The sequence below is a fragment of the Neobacillus drentensis genome, assembly GCF_021560175.1.
Taxonomy (GTDB): domain Bacteria; phylum Bacillota; class Bacilli; order Bacillales; family Cytobacillaceae; genus Neobacillus; species Neobacillus drentensis_A.
This window is the reverse complement of record NZ_CP091110.1, coordinates 1,993,039-2,014,400: the sequence shown is the minus strand read 5'-3', so window position 1 is coordinate 2,014,400 and position 21,362 is coordinate 1,993,039. Positions and strand designations below refer to the sequence as shown.

General features: G+C 33.0%; 17 protein-coding genes, 1 tRNA gene and 1 pseudogene. 6 read left to right on the top strand and 13 right to left on the bottom strand.

The genetic code is table 11. From position 1 onward, the window contains the following. Positions 1-63 precede the first annotated feature (63 nt). From L1999_RS09395 to L1999_RS09370, 6 genes and pseudogenes are all read right to left on the bottom strand, one after another. Entirely contained in the window at positions 64-1,704 is a 1,641-nt protein-coding gene (locus L1999_RS09395) for an extracellular solute-binding protein (protein ID WP_235743291.1), read from the bottom strand. Between the two features lie 1,047 nt (positions 1,705-2,751). Beyond that, positions 2,752-3,630, bottom strand: a pseudogene (locus L1999_RS09390) (alpha-galactosidase); the annotation flags it as partial. Next, positions 3,594-3,746, bottom strand: coding sequence for a hypothetical protein (locus L1999_RS09385; protein WP_235743290.1), 153 nt, complete (start codon positions 3,744-3,746; stop codon positions 3,594-3,596). The gene L1999_RS09385 and the pseudogene L1999_RS09390, both read right to left, overlap by 37 nt. Positions 3,747-4,679: 933 nt before the next feature. Next, a complete protein-coding gene (locus tag L1999_RS09380) occupies positions 4,680-6,221 on the bottom strand; it encodes a zinc-ribbon domain-containing protein (RefSeq protein ID WP_235743289.1) in 1,542 nt (513 codons plus the stop codon). Positions 6,222-6,401: 180 nt separating this feature from the next. Beyond that, the gene (locus tag L1999_RS09375) at positions 6,402-7,361 is read right to left on the bottom strand and encodes a HEPN domain-containing protein (protein WP_235743288.1); all 960 of its coding nucleotides are present in this window, start codon (positions 7,359-7,361) and stop codon (positions 6,402-6,404) included. A 344-nt stretch (positions 7,362-7,705) separates the two neighbouring features. Next, the gene (locus L1999_RS09370) at positions 7,706-9,274 is read right to left on the bottom strand and encodes a caspase family protein (protein ID WP_235743287.1); all 1,569 of its coding nucleotides are present in this window, start codon (positions 9,272-9,274) and stop codon (positions 7,706-7,708) included. Positions 9,275-9,973: 699 nt separating this feature from the next. Here L1999_RS09370 and L1999_RS09365 point away from each other — a divergent pair. Continuing rightward, complete coding sequence (locus L1999_RS09365; RefSeq protein ID WP_235743286.1) at positions 9,974-10,261, top strand: hypothetical protein; 288 nt, start codon at positions 9,974-9,976, stop codon at positions 10,259-10,261. 129 nt (positions 10,262-10,390) lie between these two features. Here the strand turns inward: L1999_RS09365 and L1999_RS09360 are convergent, their stop codons facing one another. After that, the gene (locus tag L1999_RS09360; RefSeq protein WP_235743285.1) at positions 10,391-10,594 is read right to left on the bottom strand and encodes a hypothetical protein; all 204 of its coding nucleotides are present in this window, start codon (positions 10,592-10,594) and stop codon (positions 10,391-10,393) included. Positions 10,595-10,935: 341 nt separating this feature from the next. Between L1999_RS09360 and L1999_RS09355 the strand changes: the two genes are divergently transcribed. The 4 genes from L1999_RS09355 (at position 10,936) to L1999_RS09340 (ending at position 14,933) form a co-directional block, all read left to right on the top strand. Continuing rightward, positions 10,936-11,517, top strand: coding sequence for a hypothetical protein (locus L1999_RS09355; RefSeq protein WP_235743284.1), 582 nt, complete (start codon positions 10,936-10,938; stop codon positions 11,515-11,517). Positions 11,518-11,800: 283 nt separating this feature from the next. Next, the gene (locus L1999_RS09350; protein WP_235743283.1) at positions 11,801-12,361 is read left to right on the top strand and encodes a hypothetical protein; all 561 of its coding nucleotides are present in this window, start codon (positions 11,801-11,803) and stop codon (positions 12,359-12,361) included. A gap of 115 nt (positions 12,362-12,476) precedes the next feature. Then, entirely contained in the window at positions 12,477-13,592 is a 1,116-nt protein-coding gene (locus tag L1999_RS09345; RefSeq protein WP_235743282.1) for a hypothetical protein, read from the top strand. Between the two features lie 750 nt (positions 13,593-14,342). Beyond that, a complete protein-coding gene (locus tag L1999_RS09340) occupies positions 14,343-14,933 on the top strand; it encodes a recombinase family protein (RefSeq protein WP_235743281.1) in 591 nt (196 codons plus the stop codon). A 367-nt stretch (positions 14,934-15,300) separates the two neighbouring features. On the opposite strand, the gene L1999_RS09335 is transcribed toward L1999_RS09340, so the two are convergent. From L1999_RS09335 to L1999_RS09315, 5 genes are all read right to left on the bottom strand, one after another. After that, entirely contained in the window at positions 15,301-15,534 is a 234-nt protein-coding gene (locus L1999_RS09335; RefSeq protein WP_235743280.1) for a hypothetical protein, read from the bottom strand. A gap of 569 nt (positions 15,535-16,103) precedes the next feature. Continuing rightward, positions 16,104-17,360 carry a DEAD/DEAH box helicase family protein gene (locus L1999_RS09330; RefSeq protein WP_235743279.1) on the bottom strand — a complete coding sequence of 419 codons (1,257 nt, stop codon included), beginning with the start codon at positions 17,358-17,360 and terminating at the stop codon, positions 16,104-16,106. A gap of 156 nt (positions 17,361-17,516) precedes the next feature. Continuing rightward, on the bottom strand, positions 17,517-18,716 hold the full coding sequence (locus tag L1999_RS09325; protein ID WP_235743278.1) for a hypothetical protein: 1,200 nt from the start codon (positions 18,714-18,716) through the stop codon (positions 17,517-17,519). Positions 18,717-18,728: 12 nt separating this feature from the next. Then, positions 18,729-19,715: a tyrosine-type recombinase/integrase gene (locus L1999_RS09320; RefSeq protein ID WP_235743277.1), complete on the bottom strand. Its 987-nt coding sequence runs from the start codon at positions 19,713-19,715 to the stop codon at positions 18,729-18,731. 188 nt (positions 19,716-19,903) lie between these two features. Further along, positions 19,904-20,000 (bottom strand) — tRNA-Sec (locus L1999_RS09315). 251 nt (positions 20,001-20,251) lie between these two features. On the opposite strand from L1999_RS09315, the gene L1999_RS09310 reads away from it, so the two are divergent. After that, positions 20,252-20,677: a DUF2621 domain-containing protein gene (locus L1999_RS09310; protein WP_235743276.1), complete on the top strand. Its 426-nt coding sequence runs from the start codon at positions 20,252-20,254 to the stop codon at positions 20,675-20,677. Positions 20,678-20,749: 72 nt separating this feature from the next. Here the strand turns inward: L1999_RS09310 and L1999_RS09305 are convergent, their stop codons facing one another. Beyond that, positions 20,750-21,223 (bottom strand): CcdC family protein, encoded by a 474-nt coding sequence (locus L1999_RS09305; protein WP_235743275.1) that lies wholly within the window; start codon positions 21,221-21,223, stop codon positions 20,750-20,752. Between the last annotated feature and the right edge of the window lie 139 nt (positions 21,224-21,362).

Sequence of the window (21,362 nt, the reverse complement as noted above, 5' to 3'; positions counted from 1 at the left end):
ACTCCAATCTATGCATTTTTATAGGGTTGTCGCCAAAGCTTCGACAACCCTGCACCTTATTTCTTATTTATTTCCATAAGCTTTGTTGACTTCCTTTGTAGCTTGTGCACCACCTGCTTTTTCCCACTGTTCCACTAAAGAATCAAAGTAGCTGATTTTTTCTTCTCCAGTGATAATTTTGGTAAATCCTTCAGTCAGGATATCATTCAGGGTACTTCCATATTGCATCAATGTTTCAGTTTCCTTCCCCCCCGATCCCCACAGTGCATTTTTTACATAATTCCCGTTATCAAGGTAATTCTTCGCAATCCCGTATGCAGATTTGTCATTTCCCTGCTGAAGAAAATCACCTACACCATTTGGATCCTTTTTGGTTTTCCAATTCACAATACTGTTATATTTGGATGCATCTTTTCCTAATTCAGTAACATCTACATTGTTTCCTTTTGCGATCGCTTCCTTGATTTTGACAAACTGATTGTAGTCTGTAAGAGGATTTATAACATTCAATCCATATGGAATATTAGGATAGTTATTGTCAAACAGAGAGCTGATAAATTCTGGTTTTTCTTTTCCAGCTGCATCATCCATCATATAAGCAAAGAAGTTAATAAGCTTAAGAGCTGCCTCCGGATTTTTGGCGTTCTTACTTATTACAATATATCCACGGTTTCCAAAGCTTACACTACCTTTTACCTCTGCTCCATTTGCTGATGGAATCGCATATGGTTCAAAGATTGCATTCGGCCCCTGATTCTTCACAATGTCTGGACCTGGCAGATAACCGAACCACTGTGCCATAGGAGCTACACCCGTCTTGCCATTGATCACATCCTGAAACATCTTTTGCTGATCATATGTGGTAAATTCCGGATTGATAAGTCCGTCTTTAAACCACCTTGCATAATCTGACAGTACTTGTTTCATCTCCGGTTGTACAGAACCGTATGCGATGGTTCCATCTTGCTTTTTAACCCAGATTCCCGGATGTGCACCCCAGGCAACCGCCAAACGGTTCATGGTATCCAGAGTCTTTGTCTCAGTGATCGGATATCCTCCAAAGTTCTTCTGGAATGCTTTTGCCACATTAACTACATCATCCATGGTCTTTGGATCCTTCAGACCAAGTTTTTCTTTCCAATCCTTACGAATCCACACATAATTAAACTGGTCGATTATACCATAGTTCAATTGTGGAATTCCATACAGTTTCCCATCAAGAACTGCTGTTTTATAGGTATCTTTATCATTCTTCATATAACTCTTCAGAGTATCCGATCCATATTTATTAAACAAATCCGTCAAATCCATAATAAGACCGGATTGCTGAAGCTGAACCAACTGCTGGGTATTCACATGGAAAACATCCGGAATCTTACCATCCGCGATGGAAAGATTCAGCTTGGTAGTATAATCGTTGCTTACCCAAAGATTTTTTACCTTAACATTAAACCTGTCCTTATATGCACGATACCAAGGATTATGATCGTAGGAATCCCCCTTCTGGAAATTGGTTCCAGCATTTTGTTCCACTACTGTTGTCAAAGTTACCTCTTTCTTGTATGGATCCCATAGACCTTTAGGCACATCAACTGCCTTTGTAGTGTTGTTGGCTGTCTCCATACTACATCCTGTTATGCTTGCACTTAAAACAGCAGCCAGACCGAGAGCAACCCATTTTTTCATGTTTCTCCTATTTTTCATAAAACATTGACTCCCCTATAGTATATTTCTCATAATATTCTGATTTTTCTTCAAATTTGTTAACCTCTTGATATACATAAATGATATTATTTTGTTCCCCCCTTATTTGATATAGCTAATTAAATTTTTTTGTATAGTAAAGGTCAATCATTATTTAATTTTTACCGCTTTCATTTTAATCAATGTCAAGTCATACATACAGTTAACAAATTTTTTGCGAAACTTGTACTTCCTGTCCAATAAACGTGGTTTTTGACATAAATTTATCTCCTTCCTGTAAGCTGAAACTAGGACTGTCTATCGGATCTTCTAATAAGATAAAAAATTGCTTTCAAAACAGATTAATAGACCGCATTCAGCATTGTTTTTTTTGTTGTTATAATGATAATAAAACACTTACACGGTATCCTCAACGGTAAGTTAGTGCGATTAGAAGGTAAAATATTGACCTGCGTTAGTTTTACAGGTACATTTTTCAAAGATTTATATTCTCTGTCTAAATAAAGAGGAGAATCTTTAAAAGTAAAATCATTTTTCACTACACTACCATGAAAATTAGTTTCTGTAAGAACTGAAAAATGGCAATACTTAAATAGACGCAGCTCATTCATTTTTTTAAAAAAGGGGAGGAGCGTCTGATCTGGTGTTTATATACTTGTTTAATTGTATAGTCATCTTTATACCAATTCCGAAGACAGAATATATTAAAACTATTCCAAGCCAAATCTAGTTATTTTTACTAAGATTTTTCTAAATTAATTGTCTTTGTTTTTATTCATCTGCAAGAGTGTGGATGGCAACAAGCCCTTTTTTCCCATAAATAAACCAGTAGAATCATTGTGGTCCACGACCGAACTGCCTGAAAATATGGCCCTATGTTCATCCGGACGTAGAGAATGGTGCTGCCATATTTTCAAAATTCTTTTTGGAGGCGAATTCTTTGTAACGAATCATTCAGGTAATCTTTTCGTCTTTTATATTATCACTTTTTACCTATGAAAAAAGGATGGATCTGTAAGCATTTACGAATCCATCCCATTTAACCTATTATTCAGCACTCAATCTCCACATAAGGCTTGTAAAATCTCCATTCATATGAGGAATATTTATTCCAACGTTCATTAATTCATCGCCATAAAAGCTTCTATTTAACTCAAATACTTTATATTTTGTGTCTGGATCTAATCCCTTTAATCGAACCTTAGTGAATGAATCATTCGGTTCAGATAACACCTTTACATAGGTGAAAACTGCTTCTTTTTTATCTGTAGAAACATGCATCCATGCTGTATGATTTCCCATAAATGGATTTAATAGACGGTAAAAGTCCCCAAATTGGATAACTGATCTTATTTTTTTATAAAAGGCTACTTGATCTGAAATGATCTCTTGATCCTCTTTTGATAATTTTGTTACATCCAGTTCATAACCAAAGTTTCCTGACATGGCCACATGGCCTCTTACTTCCAGCGATGTTATACGTTCCACTTGATGGTTAGGAACTGCAGATACGTGAGCCCCCATAGCGCTAATAGGATAGACAAGGCTCGTTCCGTATTGAATTTTCAAACGGGAAATGGCATCCGTATTATCACTAGTCCATGTTTGAGGCATGTAGTGAAGTATTCCCGGATCAAAGCGTCCACCGCCGCCAGAACAACTCTCAAACAATATGTGGGGGAACTTTGTTGTAATTTCCTCCATTACACGGTATAAACCAAGCATATATCGGTGTGCTGTTTCCCTTTGACGTTCAGGAGGTAAACTAGCAGATCCAACCTCTGTCATATGGCGGTTCATATCCCATTTTACATACGTAATGGGCGCACTCTTTAAAATATTTGAAAGTCTTAAGATAATTTCATCACAAACATCTTTTCTTGAAAAATCTAACACCAATTGCTGTCTGCTTTCGGAGCGTCGACGTCTCCTTTTTTGATTAACATGAATTGCTCAAACATCTCTGAAATGGAATATGCATATCCTCCAACATTTACTGATTTCGCTTCACGATTAACCTTTCTTAATTGGTTTTGTCGCAAAATAAAAACCCCTTCCATAATAAAAATTACGTAAGAGGTTGAACGGTTTTATGTATCAGTCTAAAACGGTTTTTCATTACAGCCTAACACAGTCTTTCGTGAGACTGGTCGAAATCCGTTTGGGAATAAGTCCAAACACTTATTCGGTGTTGTTTCAAGCATCTTAAGTTGGCGGGACTGCGTGGGAATCGAACCCACCAGACCTGGCACGCAGGTCTCAAGCAGTTTTGAAGACTGTACTCATTTATAATCACTTTTTAATAGGAGTAAATCCATTCAAATCCCCTTCAAATTAACGTCAAAGCAGTATAAAACCAATAATATCACTAGTATTTTTCTTAATTTAATCACTAGTATTTGTGTCTAATTCCCTAGTTTTATTATACCCCATTTTTATTCTTTATCAATATCCATTTATACGTAAACTCAAACAGAAATCGTAGGTTTTAAAGGTAGAAATAAATATGCAATATGATGAAATTTCCACAGTAATCCTTGAAGTACTATATTCAGACTCCATAATGGATATCAACAAATGAGTTCGAGGTTGTGGTTATCGAGGGACACAGTGAAATTGATTTGATGAATGTGCTGCCAAATAATGTACTTAGTGACACTTATCAACAAATATATGGTTTTCTTTCAAGGAAACTGAGGTAGGAAAGTACAACCGTACTTGTAAAGCCTGTCAGCAACCTTTCAAAACAAACTCTAAGAATAAGTTAACGTGTAGCGATCACTGTAGAAAAGAACTAAGAAAAAAGACTAATAGTGACTATTATTTAAGACAAAGTTAAACTCTGGAACCCTTGATATATAAGGATTCTTACTATTCAAAACTAAGGGGTTAATACTAATTTAGCCACCCCCTTAGTTTTCAGACCTAACAAAGTCTTAATCTTAAAAAAAGCAGGGTTATTATGTAGGATATTCTCACTTATTCATCAAAGAATCAAATTCTCTCTTAAACATCCACTTATATCCAAATGCTGTCTTCTGGTTTCTATTACATGCAGATGAAATCCCTTTATAGTTAACCCCAAGTTCTTGTCCTGCCTCTGCGGCACTGGAAAAAACTTTAATAAAGGTATTATCCATTGATAGTTGCACTACTGCTTTCTTATGATTTTCCCTGTTTAAATCTGCATTTTGTCTCATTATTTCTTTTGAGTCGTAATCACACCATCCCAATTCTTTTCCAAGTTTTAAATATCTAATAACAGTATTAGAATGAATTCTTAAATCTTCTCCAATTTTCACCGTATTGTTAACCCCATTTTTCCACATCAGACAAACTTTCTTCACGATTGAATCACAAGCGTATTCATGGCATTTTGACCAGTTGATATTTGCTAAATCTAATATTTCACTTAATTTCGAATTGATAATATTATTTTTTAAATATACTGGGTCAGATTTAGAACAATCAATTATTATATAATAATTGATTCCGTTATTGATTGAGAGTGATTTTTTGATATGGTCATTCTCTTGTTCTTCAACTAAAGTTCTACCGCCCGCTGAACTAAAACTTTTTTTATAATGCTGAATTCCATGAGTTTCAATAATACATTTTATTGATGGAATGTAAAAGTCATAAATTTTATCTCCACTTAAATTTTTATTCACATGAAAAATATTTTTTGACCAATCAAAGATTTTATGAGTTTCAAATGAAATGTTTAATAATGTTTCTAATTGAAACAATAAACTAATCATAAATTTCTCCGGATAAGAAACTCCATCACCACATTGAGGACATGAAAATCCATGTTTACTTACATCAGCTAGTCTTTTTTTTCGTATGACATATCCACAATCATTACATTTAAAATCCTCTTTTTTACCACTTCTTACAGTTAATTCATAACCCCTTTCCTGATTTGCTAGATATCTAGCAATTTCAGGGCTAGTTGTCCATAAATCATTAAATCCTCTCAAGACCTTTTTATTTGCACAGTATGGGCAATTGGTCTTTGATTCAGTTCTGCTAGCTACAGTTGTTGGAAACTCACCCCCACATCTATTACAATTCCATAGAACTTTCTCATTAGACTTATATGGTATTTGACTGGGTAAATATTCATTCTTAGAACTAAATTCTTCTAACAAATAGTTTTGCTTATTAAGAATTGCTTTAAATTCTAATGTATTTTCATAATCAATATTTTTCTTTCTCGTTTTTCCTATTTCAGAATAACCACATTTAGAACATCTATCTTTTCCGTCCCCATCTTTTCTGCGACTTAGTATTTGTCTATATACCTGATTAGGAATGTGTTTCCCACAACCGTCCACATCACATACCTTCGTAACTTTAACATTGGACCCTTCAGGTAAATCCTCAATTCTAACTAAAATCTTAGTATCTTTTTTAACTATTCCGTTAACTTTAGGAATAGTGTATCCTAAAGATTCATAATAGCTGATATTCTTATAATATAATCCCACCCAGACTTTCTTCTCTAGTATCATTTTAATCCCTCTTGTTATTAACAGTTTAATTGAAGGTAATAAACATTCGTCTACTTTTTATTATTTGTTCGTAAATGTTAGTAAATAGTACTCAGGACTGCAAAGTATGCAAAAATTGAGGCATTATTAACAAATAGGTAAAGACGCCTCTTTTTAAATCAATTCCTTGCAACTTTCAATCTATTTTAAAATTATTTCTTTAAACCATTCATTTAATTTATCGTTATTATCATCTTTATAAATTTGATTTAACTTTTCATCGTGTAATATATAGCCAAAAAGTGACCTTAAATACTGATCAAATTTACTAGACATTTCTCTTAATTTATCAATATCTCTAAATTTTTTAGATAATTTATCACCATGAATTGTTGATGATCTAACAGCATAAGCGTTTTTAATAAAAGTAAATATTTCTAACCGTTCTTCATAAGTTTCACCTAATATCCTTGCTAATCTTTCAGCAATCTTATGTGTGATTTCGTCCTTATCAGTGGATAATAATGTTTCCAGTAATGTACAGTACATACCGATTCTACTAGGTAAATGCGTTTGAGTCCTAGTTGCTTGTAAAAAATAATAAAACCGTTCAATCCTATTTGTCTTACTAACTAACATAGACATCTCGTGAGTTTCTTTTTCGATTTTTTCCTTATCTAAACTTTCTATTGAGTCAACTAATTCCTTTAGTTCTTCGTTTGTAAATCTTATATTTTCTCTTTGACACTTTGAATTAAAGAATAACGCAGTTCTCATATTAGATGTCATTGAATGCGGGCTTCCATCAGGGTATTTAACATATAGAAAACCTTGCTGTACTGTTACGCTATTGTCTTTTGATGTCCATAGATAATTTGAAAATGTTTGGGCAATTTTAAGGTAGTAATCTAATATGTCGAATCTTTTTTCTCCCTTATCAGCTTCTGCTTCATTAATATTACCCTCATAATATAAAAATGGTTTGTCGTACAATTCGTCTACTTCTAGTTGTCCTGCAAGTTTTGTAAAGAAATCATCAATAAAAGTATCTAGCCTTGTTTTACTATTTGATAGTCTAATACCTTCAATAACATTAATCCCCCTATTAAGCACCCTATCAATTTCTAGATTATAAATACTTGCTACAAAATAAAACTTCATGTAATATCAATCTCCACTTCTTTTATTATAAATTGTTTTATATATTACATCTAAAGCCCCTTACCCGTCTAACTCAGTTAAAAGATTCAATGATTTCTTTCACCCACGGTGTCTGTCCAGTCATAGTTACACCCATTTATATTGATTTCAATTAAGAATTAGAATACACTGTTTTACTTAATAACCAAATTATATCTTTGAATTTATTAGAAATAAGATAGTCTAGCTAACATCATTACACAATGATCTTGATAAAGTTTTAATTAAACACATGGAAGGAAACTGTAAAACAATATACATAAAAAGCCACCTTTTAAGGTGACCCTTTAATGATACTTCGATGATTAATCCTTTTTATCCTCTTCTGTCTCTTTATTAGGAACAACAGGAAGAAGCATTTCGCCACCTTCAGTATTATTATCGATTAATTGTGTTTTATATTTTTCCGTAAAGTATTCTAATACGTATGTCTGAAAATCTCGAATGATTTTTTCTACCTTATTTTTCTCTTCAGGTTCTCCAACTTTTTTAAGTAGGAATTTGTTATATTTCCACATTACTTTATCTTCATTTTCAACAAATTGTTTCCAACTAACTTCTTTACATTTATTATAAAAGTAAAAAATGGTTAGTTCTTTTTTTGAAAAAGCAGCGACTATTGTTGCAGTAAATCCAGGTAGATTAGGAAACCTAGGTTCTAAATTAATTTTAATTCGATAAAAAGGACTTTCTTCTGTAACACTAAAATTACTAACAACTTCTTTTTCTATCATTCTATATTTCTTTTCTGGTTGAGTACCAGTAAGACTATGCGATAATCTAAGTAAAGATGACTGCAAAGGGTTAGTAATTTCTACTTTAACATTTATATTCTTATATTCTATTTGTACAAAATAATCTTCCTCTTTTGACAGTTGTTCCCCAATAACATTAATTTTTGGTAAATCGGAATAACTATCTATATCGAAAGCTGTGACCTCATAAAGGGAAGTTATATCTTGATTATATTCATAATTAAATATTGTTTCTCGCACCTGTTTTAATAACTCATATGCTTCTTCTGGTGTTTTACAATATTCTTCTGCTTCTTTTTGTATTATCTCTAATAGAGTCATTGATGAGTTATTCTTTTCTTTTTCTATACTATAATTTTTTGCAAGTAGTAAAGATAATTTACCTACTAACAAATCCCTTAAAGGATCGGTAACATTACAAAACACTTCAGTATAACTAGCTTGTGAAACAAAATAAGGAATTTGTGTATATTTCGGCTGTGCAAAATCATCTTTAATACTACTAATAATATCTAGATATCTCACCTCACCGTTATGGGAATTAATAATAGCTTTTAAAAAACTCCATGTAAAATGGCTAATTTTATCTGTTGCACCAGAATTTTGATTTGTATGAGAGGAAAACATAAAATAGCAATTTTGAAAAGCATGTTCCTCGTGACTAATTATTTTTTCAAAATTAAATTCCCCAGGTTCCTTTACATACGAAACTCCAGATTTACATGCATCTATAAGTTTAATTGCTAATTTTGGCTTTAAATTTCTTAGAAGATTATCTAATTCACTGTTATTTAAAGAAGTGCTATTAAGTCTTTCAAAATCAAAATCTGATAATATGTAGTGAAACTCTTGATTATAAACTTGTCCATGACCAGAATAATAGAAAAAGACCTCTTCAATATCTTTTTCTTTATTTTCAGTATACTTTTTAATAAACTCAGTTATTTGTTTTTTAACATTATCACTAGTAGTATCGTTTTCAATTAATAATATTTCATCATACTTGTTAGTTGATTTTAGTAATGAATTCATTAAAATGGCGTCATTTTTACAAGCAGTTAGGTTATCAATTTCTTCATGATAATACTCACTTACTCCTATTAATATAGCTAAATTCATTTAATTCCCTCCAGCAAAAGTGTTAATATACCTAAATTATATATTATTTGTAATAAATAATGGTAATTTTTTCATTACTTTTAATTAGATGTATTTTTAGTAGTACTTGATGTAATTCATAATGGAACATAGATGACGAAGAAAGATACTATTACTTAAGTGAATTAGATGAAAAAACACGAGATAATAAGTGGATAAAACAGTTAATTGTATAAAAGCATACGTTCATTAATTAGTCATGTGAGTGTGAACTAATAATGAATGTTTTTGTTTTTTTACTATTCTTATATTCCAAGCTGTTATATTTTAAAGTGGAAGGGAAGTGTTTTATGTCGAAGGAAAAGTGCAGCCTCATTGTGAGTTTTGTCGTAAACCTTTTAAAAAGAATGATTTAGTTTACACTGACACCATGTTTACACAAATACAGCATGCTAAATGCTTTATATACAAACCCGAATTTATTAAAGATAAAGGTACTTATGAAGAAATAGTTAATAAATATACTGAGTACAAAAAGTCATTTATTGTATCGGAGAAGCCAATTACTGAATTAATGGTTGTTTCTTCACTTAGAAAAGAGAAATGATATACATATTTTTAAAGAGTCAGGATTTTTTCTGATTCCTTATTTTTGTAAAAACGGTTAAATATGTAGTATGTTTAATTGATTACTATTAAACGTTATAAAGGGGAAGAGAAATGTTAATAAACATAGGAAAAAAATACCACCATATTTTGGCGGAAATTTACAGAAAAAGTGGGGCAGAAATAATCTTTGATGAATGGTTTCCAACTAAAAATGAACTTGATGAGAGAAGAAGGGAAATTGAATCAGATTATGACACCGAAATGCCTAATATTGTAGAGGTAAGAATACTTGAAGAAGAAGTAACACTACAGGAAATGTTTAACCGATTAACTGTTAATGAGATAATGGAGTTGGATGAAGAAATTAGAGATTTAATAGATAGGAATACACACAGATAATTTATAAAATGCATGTCCCAGAACTAGGTAATTAGGTATCACCTAAACATATAAAATAGTTAAGTTCACTATTACCTTAAACAGGCGGGGCTAATATAATAGCCCTGCCTATTCGGTTAATATTACAAGCTATACTCCCCACCATTCTTCCATGTCTTCAAATATTCCCATTTCTCTCCAAGACTGAAGATTTAATAGTATCATTTCAATATAATCACTTAAGTCATCTAAATCTTCGATCATTATCTCATGAATTTTAACCTTTGAGGTATGAATATCATAATCCTCTTTTCTAACAAAACGTACTTCTTTATCACGTGTTTCTAAATCCAATTTTATCATTCCTTTATATTTATTTAGGACGTCCTATCCATAATATCCCCCTTGAAAGGGTATTTATACAAATTTTATATTTTCGTAGATTACACGAGTTTTCACTAGATTTCACTAGGTCACACGAATGATATATGGGAAATCCTGTGCAAACTAATAAACAAATAAACAGGCGTTTACTAGTTTAGGTTCCTAGTAAAAACTAAAAGTCGATTTTCCAGCAATGTTATTGTATAGTAAATTTATACCATAAATAGGTCTCTATCTATGCATAAGTTTAACTGTGGATAGTTTTCACTGTTTTTAAAAAGATTGTATTATACTTTAGGATGGTGACAAAATTGAAGAAAAATTTTTATGTAATTTGGAAAAGGAAGCAGGGCATCGATATTCGATCTTATGATTTTAATCAGAGGATAGAAGCACTCTTTTATGATAACCAAGAATTAAATAGTGATGACATAACTTTTTATACCGATTGGAGTGACGACCACGAACAAAATATGCATTATGTCAAAAGACGAGTAAAAATAGGTGAGGAAACTGTTATGCTGGAATTACCATGGTCCAACGAAGCAGTCCCTTCCACTAATCCGGTTTACAAAGAGTGCATTGAGGAATTCCAATGTTCAAGCGATGCATTAGATTATGTTAATCAGTTATTATCTGAAGTGAACCAAGTTCCTATTAAAGATACCATCCATTTAGTTGATGAAACGGTTGGGGTTTATAGGATACAAGATAGGGATGGATATGGTAATCTTTATGAGTCCCTTGATTTCATAACCATGTCCCCTAATACGGTATCAACTATGTTATTTTTTGATTCACAATTAGAAAAAATTACAAAAACTAAACTACGTTGTGATTTAAAAGAATATTTAAGTTTACGAGATACTTTAACTCCTGTAAAGCAAAATTAGGAGTTTTCTGAAATAGTTTTTTGGGCACACATCCGCTTCGGAACACAGTTTCTTGTAGCGGTCAGGGTAGCCTGATTAACTACCCATGTTCTCCATAGTTTAGTGTATAGGGGGTACCATTTTGGTACCCCCTAGTCTATTTGTTGGTGGAGTAAATTTATTAAATAATATTTACTTTATTTATTAGTTTTGCAATAGGAAAAATCACCTTGTTCTTATTGAAGAATGAAATGTTCTTTGTTAAGATATTTCTATAAACTATTAAAATAAAAGAGGGGTTAATATGCTTAAGAAAGTGAGTAAACTAAATAAGAAAATCTTTTCTGTTGTATTCATCATTTGTTTGATTGCGTTTACTAATATAGCAAGTGCCAACGAAGACGCTTCTCAAGGTTCGGTGTCAGGACCAGTAGATCTTCTTACTTATGATGAAAACCATGTTGTTATCGGCGGTTTTTTCGATTTACAAGTTTATACAATTCAAGGTGGAACATGGTCTACAAGTTTTGGTGAATTTTCTGGTTTAAGTCCAAACCATATAGTTCTTCCAGCTAGTAGTGGTTTAAAAGAAGGTGATAAAATACCGCAAGAACTTATTGACAATTATAATGAATCAGCAGTTTTATCACCTTTTACTATTTATACGGATAAAGAGTTAGATACAAAAGTAAAAGCATTGGAAGGTAAATTGTCCGAATACGAAACAAAATTAGGAACACTTGAAGAACTTCAAGCGAAAATTTCAGAATTAGAAAAAACAGTGGGTTCTATTGAAGAAATGCAAAATCGGATAGATCAATTAGAAGAAAGACTACCTCAAACGCAGAGACCAAGTAAAAAGTAGTTAACTTTACTAAAAAAATATATAAAAAAGGACCTTTGGGGGGTCCTTTTCAGCTTCAACCAAGAAACTTTTGGTATAATTTAGGTTGAGAACAAACTGTGAGGTTGGATTAAAAATGAGAAAGTTCACTTATGAAGAGGTTAAAATATCCTTTGAAGATAGGGGCTATGAATTATTAGAAAATGAATATATAAGTACACGTGTAAAAATGCGTTTTAGATGTCCTAAGCATCCAAATGATGAACAAATCACTAACTTCGATCAATTTATGAGATTAGGGATTGGCTGTACTTGTTGTTCTGGAAATAAAAAATCTATTGATGATTTGAAAGTTGATTTTGAAAAAAGAGGATTTAAGCTATTAGAAACTAAATATGTCAATGCCAGAGAACAAATGAGATATATATGCAAAAAGCATCCGAACAATATAAATTATATGAGTTATGATAGCTTTGCCAAGGGCAACGGATGCCCTCTTTGCTATAACGAGATAAAAAGTGAAAAGCTTAAAAACAGTGAAAATAACCCTAACTGGAATGGAGGAATCACTCCATTAAGTAATGTTTTAAGAAATAGTATAAAGGAATGGAAAAAAATATCATTGGCCAAATATGGGTTTCGGTGTGCATTATCTAACGAATGGTCTGATGATATACAAATACACCATCCTAAGTCCTTTGAAACAATAAGAGATGAGGTTATGAAAGAATTAGGTTTTTATGAGAGGAAAAAACTTGATAATTATAACCAAGATGAAATTCAATTAATACTTGAGAAGCTAGAACTTCGAAATGAAGAAATTTTAGGTATACCTTTAAAAAAAGAGATTCACATTTTGTTTCATAAGCTTTATGGAAGAAAAAATAATACTCCACAACAATTTGATGAATTTAAGAATAGATGGGAAAAAGGTGAATTCGTGGGGCTTTTTCCTAATAAGGATGGAATATTAATGAACCTACCTAAAAGTAAATACGTCGAACTATTTTCATTACTGACTGGACATACTAAAAGTTTTGTAATAAGGAACACACGTGAATTTGGTGAGAATAGTGGATTTCGTTTTATCTTTGGAAAACAGACCTATCAAGCCTGGATAAAAAATGGTCGGATTCATTGCGAGATTTTTTTAGAAAACGCTTATCAGAATACTTGGTATTTTGATTTTACATCTTATGAAATCGACTGGGATTCAATTGAAAGGGAACAAGCTAATAAATTAAAAAGATGATCTTTAATCAAAGGTAAACCTTAAAACCTATAAGAGTAGAGTTAATTTCCTGTAGTCGTTCCTATCGTTAGTCCAAGTTTTTCAATCCGTACCGTGTAAATAGTGGATGCTAGACCGAGGGCAGAGGCCCCCCAGCCCCCCTTAGTACCCTTGCCCTGGTTAAATGGAAACGTGATCGAGGGGGTGACAGATACCCTAAAGGCATAGCTGTAAGACAGATATATATTAATCCCTAATGACAGTGACTAATGCTAGTGACTCAATCCTTGGTATAGTGTTGTCCTCTTGGTACTTACGTTAGTGTGTTGACTACTGTTAGTCCCTGACGGTTGGTACTGATATCCTACCTCTTACCCGTGTACTGTGGCTGTCCCTGTGGCTGTCTGTATGCCGTTATCCATGTCCATAGACTCATTCATTCTATTCCCCTAATCTTTACAGCCCCACTGAGAGGGTGTATAAAGTCCCCTATCGTTAATACCCCTCAGTAATACCTTAGTTAATAATTAATACCACTCCTAATTGTTTAGCAGCCATTCACTTATTTTAAAAAACCCCTTTAAAACTCCCTATCTGTAACGGAAGGTATACTTCCAATACACCGTTTTCTGACAATTATAAACCACTTGGTATAGGGATTTTATTTTGATAATTTTGTAACGAAAGTTTGTAACGTAATTAAAACATTGCTATAGTATGTGTAACCAAACTAATACATACAAATTACGTTACAGTAAAGGGGATAATCAAATGAGTACAGTATACGGCTATGCAAGGGTGAGTACAGTAGGTCAGAATTTAGCAACCCAAAGACAACTATTAAGACAATACGATCAAGATATTAAACTAGTAGAGGATAAGGCTACAGGTAAAAATAAAGAACGTGAGGGGCTAACTAAACTACTCAATACGTTACAGTCTGGTGATACCGTTGTAATTACCCGTATTGACCGTATAGCCCGTAACGTAAAGGATTTACTACAGATAGCTGAGGATTTAGAAACAAAGGGAGTTACATTTGTTATATTGGACTTACAGGGGTCTATAGTAGATACCTCTACACCAATGGGGAAATTTATGATTACTGTTCTAGGGGCAGTAGCTGAATTAGAAATAAATACATTAGATGAAAAACGTAAGAATGGTATGGAACTAGCTAAGGCGAACGGTAAACACATTGGTAGAAAAGCGGATTTAACACTAGATAACCCCTCAGTACAAGAGGCTATTAGAAAATATCAAGACGGAAAAATCCCTGTTACATTGATCTGTGAACAACATAATATCAACCGAATGAAGTTCTATAGATTATTAAAAAGGCACGGTATTACTAAAGTATAGGGCTGAGTTATCTCAGGCCCCTTTTTTTCGTCTACTGTGATTATATTCTAGAGGCCTTGCAACCATATCCCTAAAAAACCTTTATCCGTCAAGCGTTTTAACTTGACTTCATATGAAAAAAGATTTCCAATTCCTCACAATAAATCACCCTTGTCCCTAGTTTTTGAGGCAGGTCCATTAGATCAAAAAAGGACTATCCAAAAAAGGATAGCCAAGAGTCAAAAATTAGATAGGGTTGGGCAAATGTGTAGCAGCAATCTCTATATATTCCCGTATTACAGCAAGTTAATCATAAATATAAAAAATGCTGTCATAGTTCCTACCAGCTTTATATGGCTATAAAGGATAATTGTCAGCCCTAACCTTCCTATACTTCCTCAGGAACGTTTAAAACCTTTATCGTCTTAAATGCTGGAATCATTTTGACCCTTAAATCATATTCAGAATGGATTATTTCAAACTCTTGTTCTGTAACTGTAAATTGCATAGAAAGAACACCATCCTGATCTATTAGGACATAGGAATTTTCGTTCGAATATAGCTTGTAAGATTTATGTGCTATTAGTGTCCAGCCGTTCAGTAATGTTTGACTCTTGTTCATTCTAGGCCCCCTATTTTACCTTCCACTATGTTTAATATATAATAGCAATTCTAATTAGATTCCTCAATATGAGACACTAGTTTAAGGCCGACCCGTTAGATCAAAAGAAAAAGAACACCCCCTAAAACGAGGTGCCCTAATTCAACAGGGAGTTTTTAGAATTTGGCTGTATATTAGGTGCCGAATATTGTTTACCACTTATTGGCATAGCTAAACATAAAATTAAAAATTTATTCAGTACATGTTGAAAACGTACATATGGAAAATTAAGGACTACTAAATAATAAAGAACTAAATAATAATACTTCCCCTAACGGGTCAGGTGTTTCGGCTAACGCCTCACACTACTAAAAACTAACCCCTTAATATCTTAGTTAAATAATTTCTAATAATGGTTTTAAAGCCGTGGGTAGTCGATAGACTATCCCACGAAGGGCGTTAGCCCTTTAGATAACGCGTTAAACTGTTTATACTTTTTAATATATACTTATATAAGGGGATCGCTAAAAAACCCAGTGTTATCAAGGGTTTCAGCGATTGTTTATACCTTTTTTAGTATAAACGGTATATTACCTCAAATACTCCTCTAACAACTCCCTCATTCTTTGACTAGGAATATAAAGATTAATAGGTTGTCCATTTCTAATCCTACTTCTAAATATCCATTGAAGTAATTCTGATAGTGCGAATAAATCCTCATCTACAGTTACATTTTTAGATAAGAAAAATTGTTTTAAGATTGGATTCATAAAACGATTAGCAAAATAAATACAAGTTGACTTATTTACATAGTCATTAGTGGCCCTTGCTGTTACCTCTACAAACTGTTTCTTTAAATTCTTAGGAGATAGAATTTTCTCAAAGTCCTTAAATGTAGTCCACATAACCAAATCAACCGGTATCTTACATTTATTTATATAATAGTTGAATCCATTATTTTTAATTAGTTGTCTTAGTTCATTATTTTCTACAATTTTTTTTAAGTGGGATACACTAAAGGAATACCTACCCTCACCAATTTTATTAAGGTCCACTTTATCAATTGGCTTAGAATAATATATCTTAATCATTTCCCTCAAATGGGACCGATCCTCTTTATCTAGTGGGATATAATCAATAAGCTGGTAAGAATCGTTAACATTAGTAACAGAATGAAAAGAATAAGCTAGATTAAACAAATCATAATAATACCGCTGTAGCTGACCATTAAACATATAGGTTAAAACAAATATTTCCTCAAACCCTTTAAAGGCTGAAACAGGTAATAACCAGTACATAGCTGTATTCTCAAATATCATTAAATTATTAACGACAGCCAAATTTCTAATTTGTGTGAAGTTCCCCTCAGAATAATCCTTTTCATTCCATTGTACAAATCCATTTTTATCTATTGTGATAAGTGATTCACCAGTTTTAGTTTTTGCTGTTAAAAGGACTTGGATATCATCTTTTGTATATTTGACTTGTTCTATTACGTTCATTACCTCATCTAGTATCAATGTGTAGCCCTGCATCTCAATTAGTTCTATAAGGTCATTGTCAAATCGTTGAAATAGTGCATGAGTAGAAACAATATCCTCACCATTTAAGATCAATTTCTTGAGATTATCCAACTTTGATTTACCTTTTATATTCTCAGGTCGTACAAATTCCCTTTCAGCAGCATTTAGCACCCTTTCCACTTCATTTAGAAATGGTGTTATATAAATAAATTTCTTATACCGTGGTGCCTCGTTCATGTATTGAATAGCCCATGATGTTTTACCTGACCCCATAATTGAATCTATAATGTTAATTTTTGTTTTTAATGGTTTTTTTACTAACATGAATTATCATTCCTTCGTAAGTATACTTATGGGTAATCTCCCCACACTTACTCACTTGCAGAAATGATAAAGAATAGGACAATAAATAAAAAAACTACCAGTCGTTGACCAGTAGTTTTAATTAATTTTAATCTATCCTTTTTTCCAGCCGGAAAATCAGTCCTTATCTAGGGATTTCCGAGTTGGAATATCACGTTCCCTTAAATATCTTAGTAAGGTATTACTTACAATCTTTGTTTCCTCTCTTATCTTTTTATATGACTCTCCTCTTATATACATTTCTATTGCTTTATCCAATCTTTGAAAAAACATCTGCTTTTTTAATTCAGTATTAGTAGGTTGTCCATTATTAACTTCTCTTGGATTATCAAAGCACCAATAAACATACTTTTTGTACTCTTCTAAAGACAATCCGTTTCTCTCAGCAATCTCAGTCATTATTTCATTAAATCGTTCCATTGTAAAATTAAACTGTTTATGTTTGAACTTTGCCCATTCAAAAATATTGTTGTCGACTTTAGAATTATTTAGGTCACCTCTTAAAGCAATCATATTTCCGTGAGTAGTTCCCCCATGTCCTATATTTAAAGGAATAACGTGATCTAAGTGTATGTTTTCTTTATCACCAGTTAAACAACAGCCTCCTGCTAATAACTGGTCTCGTTGTTCAGTCGTTAAGTCAAATGGTAGTCGTCTAATTTTTGCCCTTCTTTTTCTTGTCAATTGAACTTGATATTCTGAGTTCTCCCTAGCCCAGTTTCGACTATGTTCTCTATACCGTTCAGGGTCTTTCTTACGATACTCTCTTTGTTTATTTCTAATATGATTCCAATTTTTATAATAACGTACCTTAGCTAAACAATTTAGACAGTCTTTATTTTCCTCTCTGTATTGCCGATTATATTCTTTATAGTGTTCTTCATTTTCTTTACGAAACGTCCGCCCTTTTTCAATACAGCATAGTATACAATGACTGTCCTTGTTTCCAATGAATCCTTTTCTATCCCGAAAATCCTTATCTGCTTTAATCTTTTTGCACTTTGTACAGTCTAGATAGATATTTCCTTGATTATCAGTTAACTTTCGTCTACCTCTCTCTGTTACTTCTTCAACTGTTAAGCTTATTTGACCTAGTAAAATAACCTTACCTAATAACTTTTCGTATTTGAAATATTTTTTTCGTCTACATTCGTAGCATTTACTATCCTTACCATAGAAACCTTTTGGTGAATTTATATAACTTTCTAAGGCTTTGGGTTGCCCGCAATTGCTACAATCTAAAAATACCTCATCAAATTCATTTCTATATGCCTTACGCTTACCCGTTTTTGCCTTATCAATTACTTTCAGTTCCACAATCCTCCCCCCTTACCTTCTTCCAAATATACTTTTAAGTGGCGAATAGACATTATGCTGTCTTTTAACGTCTGAATCTGTCATTTGAATATATTTCCGAACCATAGACATATCAGAATGACCTAATATTTTCTGTAATGAAAATGGGTCACCGCCATTCATAATATAAAATAATGCCCCAGTATGTCTGAATGTATGGGGTGAAACCCTCTTATTATCAATACCAGCTGTTTCACCTAATTCAGTTAGTCGTCTTCTCCATGTATTGCTTAGGATGTCTCTTCCATCATATGTTACAAAAAGGAACTCACTTCTAAAATCCTCTGATTCCCTCATATACTCTTCAAGTAGTTTTATTGTCTTGGTAGATATTGGCACGCTTCTTGTCCGTTTTGTTTTTGTTTCATGAGGTTCTAGTTTAATGTAACCACCCTTTAAATCAATATTAGCCCTTTTCATATTTAGTAGTTCTGAAATTCTAACCATAGTATCTAGTAATACGTAGATCATCACTTTGTCTCTGAATCCCACAAAACGTGAATCGTCAATTTGGTTCAGCAATGCCTTTACTTCCGCTGGTGTGAATGCCTGTATTTCATCCTCTGGTGTTTTAATTGGTTTAAATTTTTCATGGATTGGTATCTGAATCCAGCCTTCTTGAAAAGAATATCGTAAAAATGCACGATTAGTTCTTATGCGGACATTAACAGTAGTAGGCTTTAATCCCTGTTCGTGAAGCATGTAGCCAATATACTCCCTGAATAATTCCACTGTAACTTCTTCATTAGGAATATCTCTACCTAAGTAGTCATTAAGATAATGAAAGTGTTCGTAATAACCTTGTATTGTAGGCTTTGCTAACCCTTCCGTCTGCTTGTAATTCATAAACCGTTCAAACATTTCAAACAGTGTCATCTTTTGTTCTAAATTTTTCAAACGGCTAATGTTTTTGTTACTTCTAACTCCTTTACGTTGAGTTTTTCTAACAACAGTTTGCATAAAAAAATCCACCCTTTTTATAGAAATTGGTGGAATTGACACACTAGGACTCACAAAATCAGTCTCACTAGTACTATGTAATTTATAGAAAAAATACTGGTGACTTTTAACTTGCAAATCACGGTTCAAATCACTGTCAAATCACAGTACAAAAACTGTTCAAACCGTTGATAACACTGCAAATAGGTTGGCGGGACTGCGTGGGAATCGAACCCACCAGACCTGGCACGCAGGTCTCAAGCAGTTTTGAAGACTGTGGAGGACACCAGTACCCCATTCAGTCCCATATGAATGATAAATCTTCATAAAAAAGAATCTTATTCCTTTAAATAACAATTACTATCTTGATATCATATTACAATGGAAAATAGTATTAATCAATAAATTTGGCCGAATTGTCATTTTTTCGACAAGCAATTCCAATCCCATATCGCATTTTTCCTATTTGATTAAAGCCAAACTTGTGACGAATTCTTGTCATCCGCCCAAGAAAAAGACTATAATAGATAATAATATCGTTATTGTAGGTGAATAGCATGCTTCAAGGTTGGTTTCTCTGGTTTATCCTATTTTGGGTAGTCTTTTTAATAGGTTCCTTTTCAATTGGCGGCTTCTTTATGTTCCGAAAGTTTCTGAAAAAGATGCCAAAGGAAGATGGCAAATCGGTCATGGATTGGGAAGAACATTATGTAAATGAATCTCTTCACCTCTGGGGTCCTGAAGAAAAGGCCCTGCTCAATGATCTTGTCAGTCCCGTGCCAGAACTATTCCGTGATGTAGCAAAACATAAAATCGCAGGGAAAGTTGGTGAGCTGGCCGTAAAAGAAAATGCCTCCAAAATAACAGAAGAACTCGTTATTCGCGGCTATATTCAAGCCACACCAAAACGGGATCATAAGTTTTTGCGTAAAAAGCTCTTTCAAAATCAAATTGATGTTACTCCGTATGAACATCTATTTTAACCGCCCTAACAAGGCGGTTTTTTTCTTTATTTACATATAAAAACACTGACTCCCGGAGGAATCAATGTCATTTTACTTACTATTATGAAGTTCTCTGTAGAGTTTCATATATGAACGGTACATTGCCACACGCCAAGGGACAATCATGCTGAAAGCCAACAGGAAGAACATCCCGCTTAACTGTCCGATATCAATCGTAGTACTCAAAATTGCTTTTAGAACCAGACGAAGAATTAACAACCCGACAAGGATGTAGATAAAGGCCTTCGACCGTTTTAAATAAATATTATTATCTCGAATTTCAAAATTTGAAGTCTTAATCAATAAAATGGAAAACAGCATCCCAACTATAATTGCCTCACCAATTTCCATTGGGGTTAAGCGAAACTCCGGTACCACATACATCAATGCCCCAGTCGCCATAAAGAAAGGTGGCAGGATAATTTTTTTTGCATTGGTCGGTTTCTTTGCTGCTTTCATCCGAACGAACAGAGCAAGAGAGCCCATAATAACAGCTCCGATTGAAGAAACAACTACGTAATTCATTGGATTCATTCATCCCTTATCTTTATCTAATTATTTACTCAACCATTATATATCAAATGATGAATTTTGAGAAAAAATAATCACTATTTTTACCTTTAAAATATTCAAATGTTCAAGGAAATCCATGCAATAGATGGAA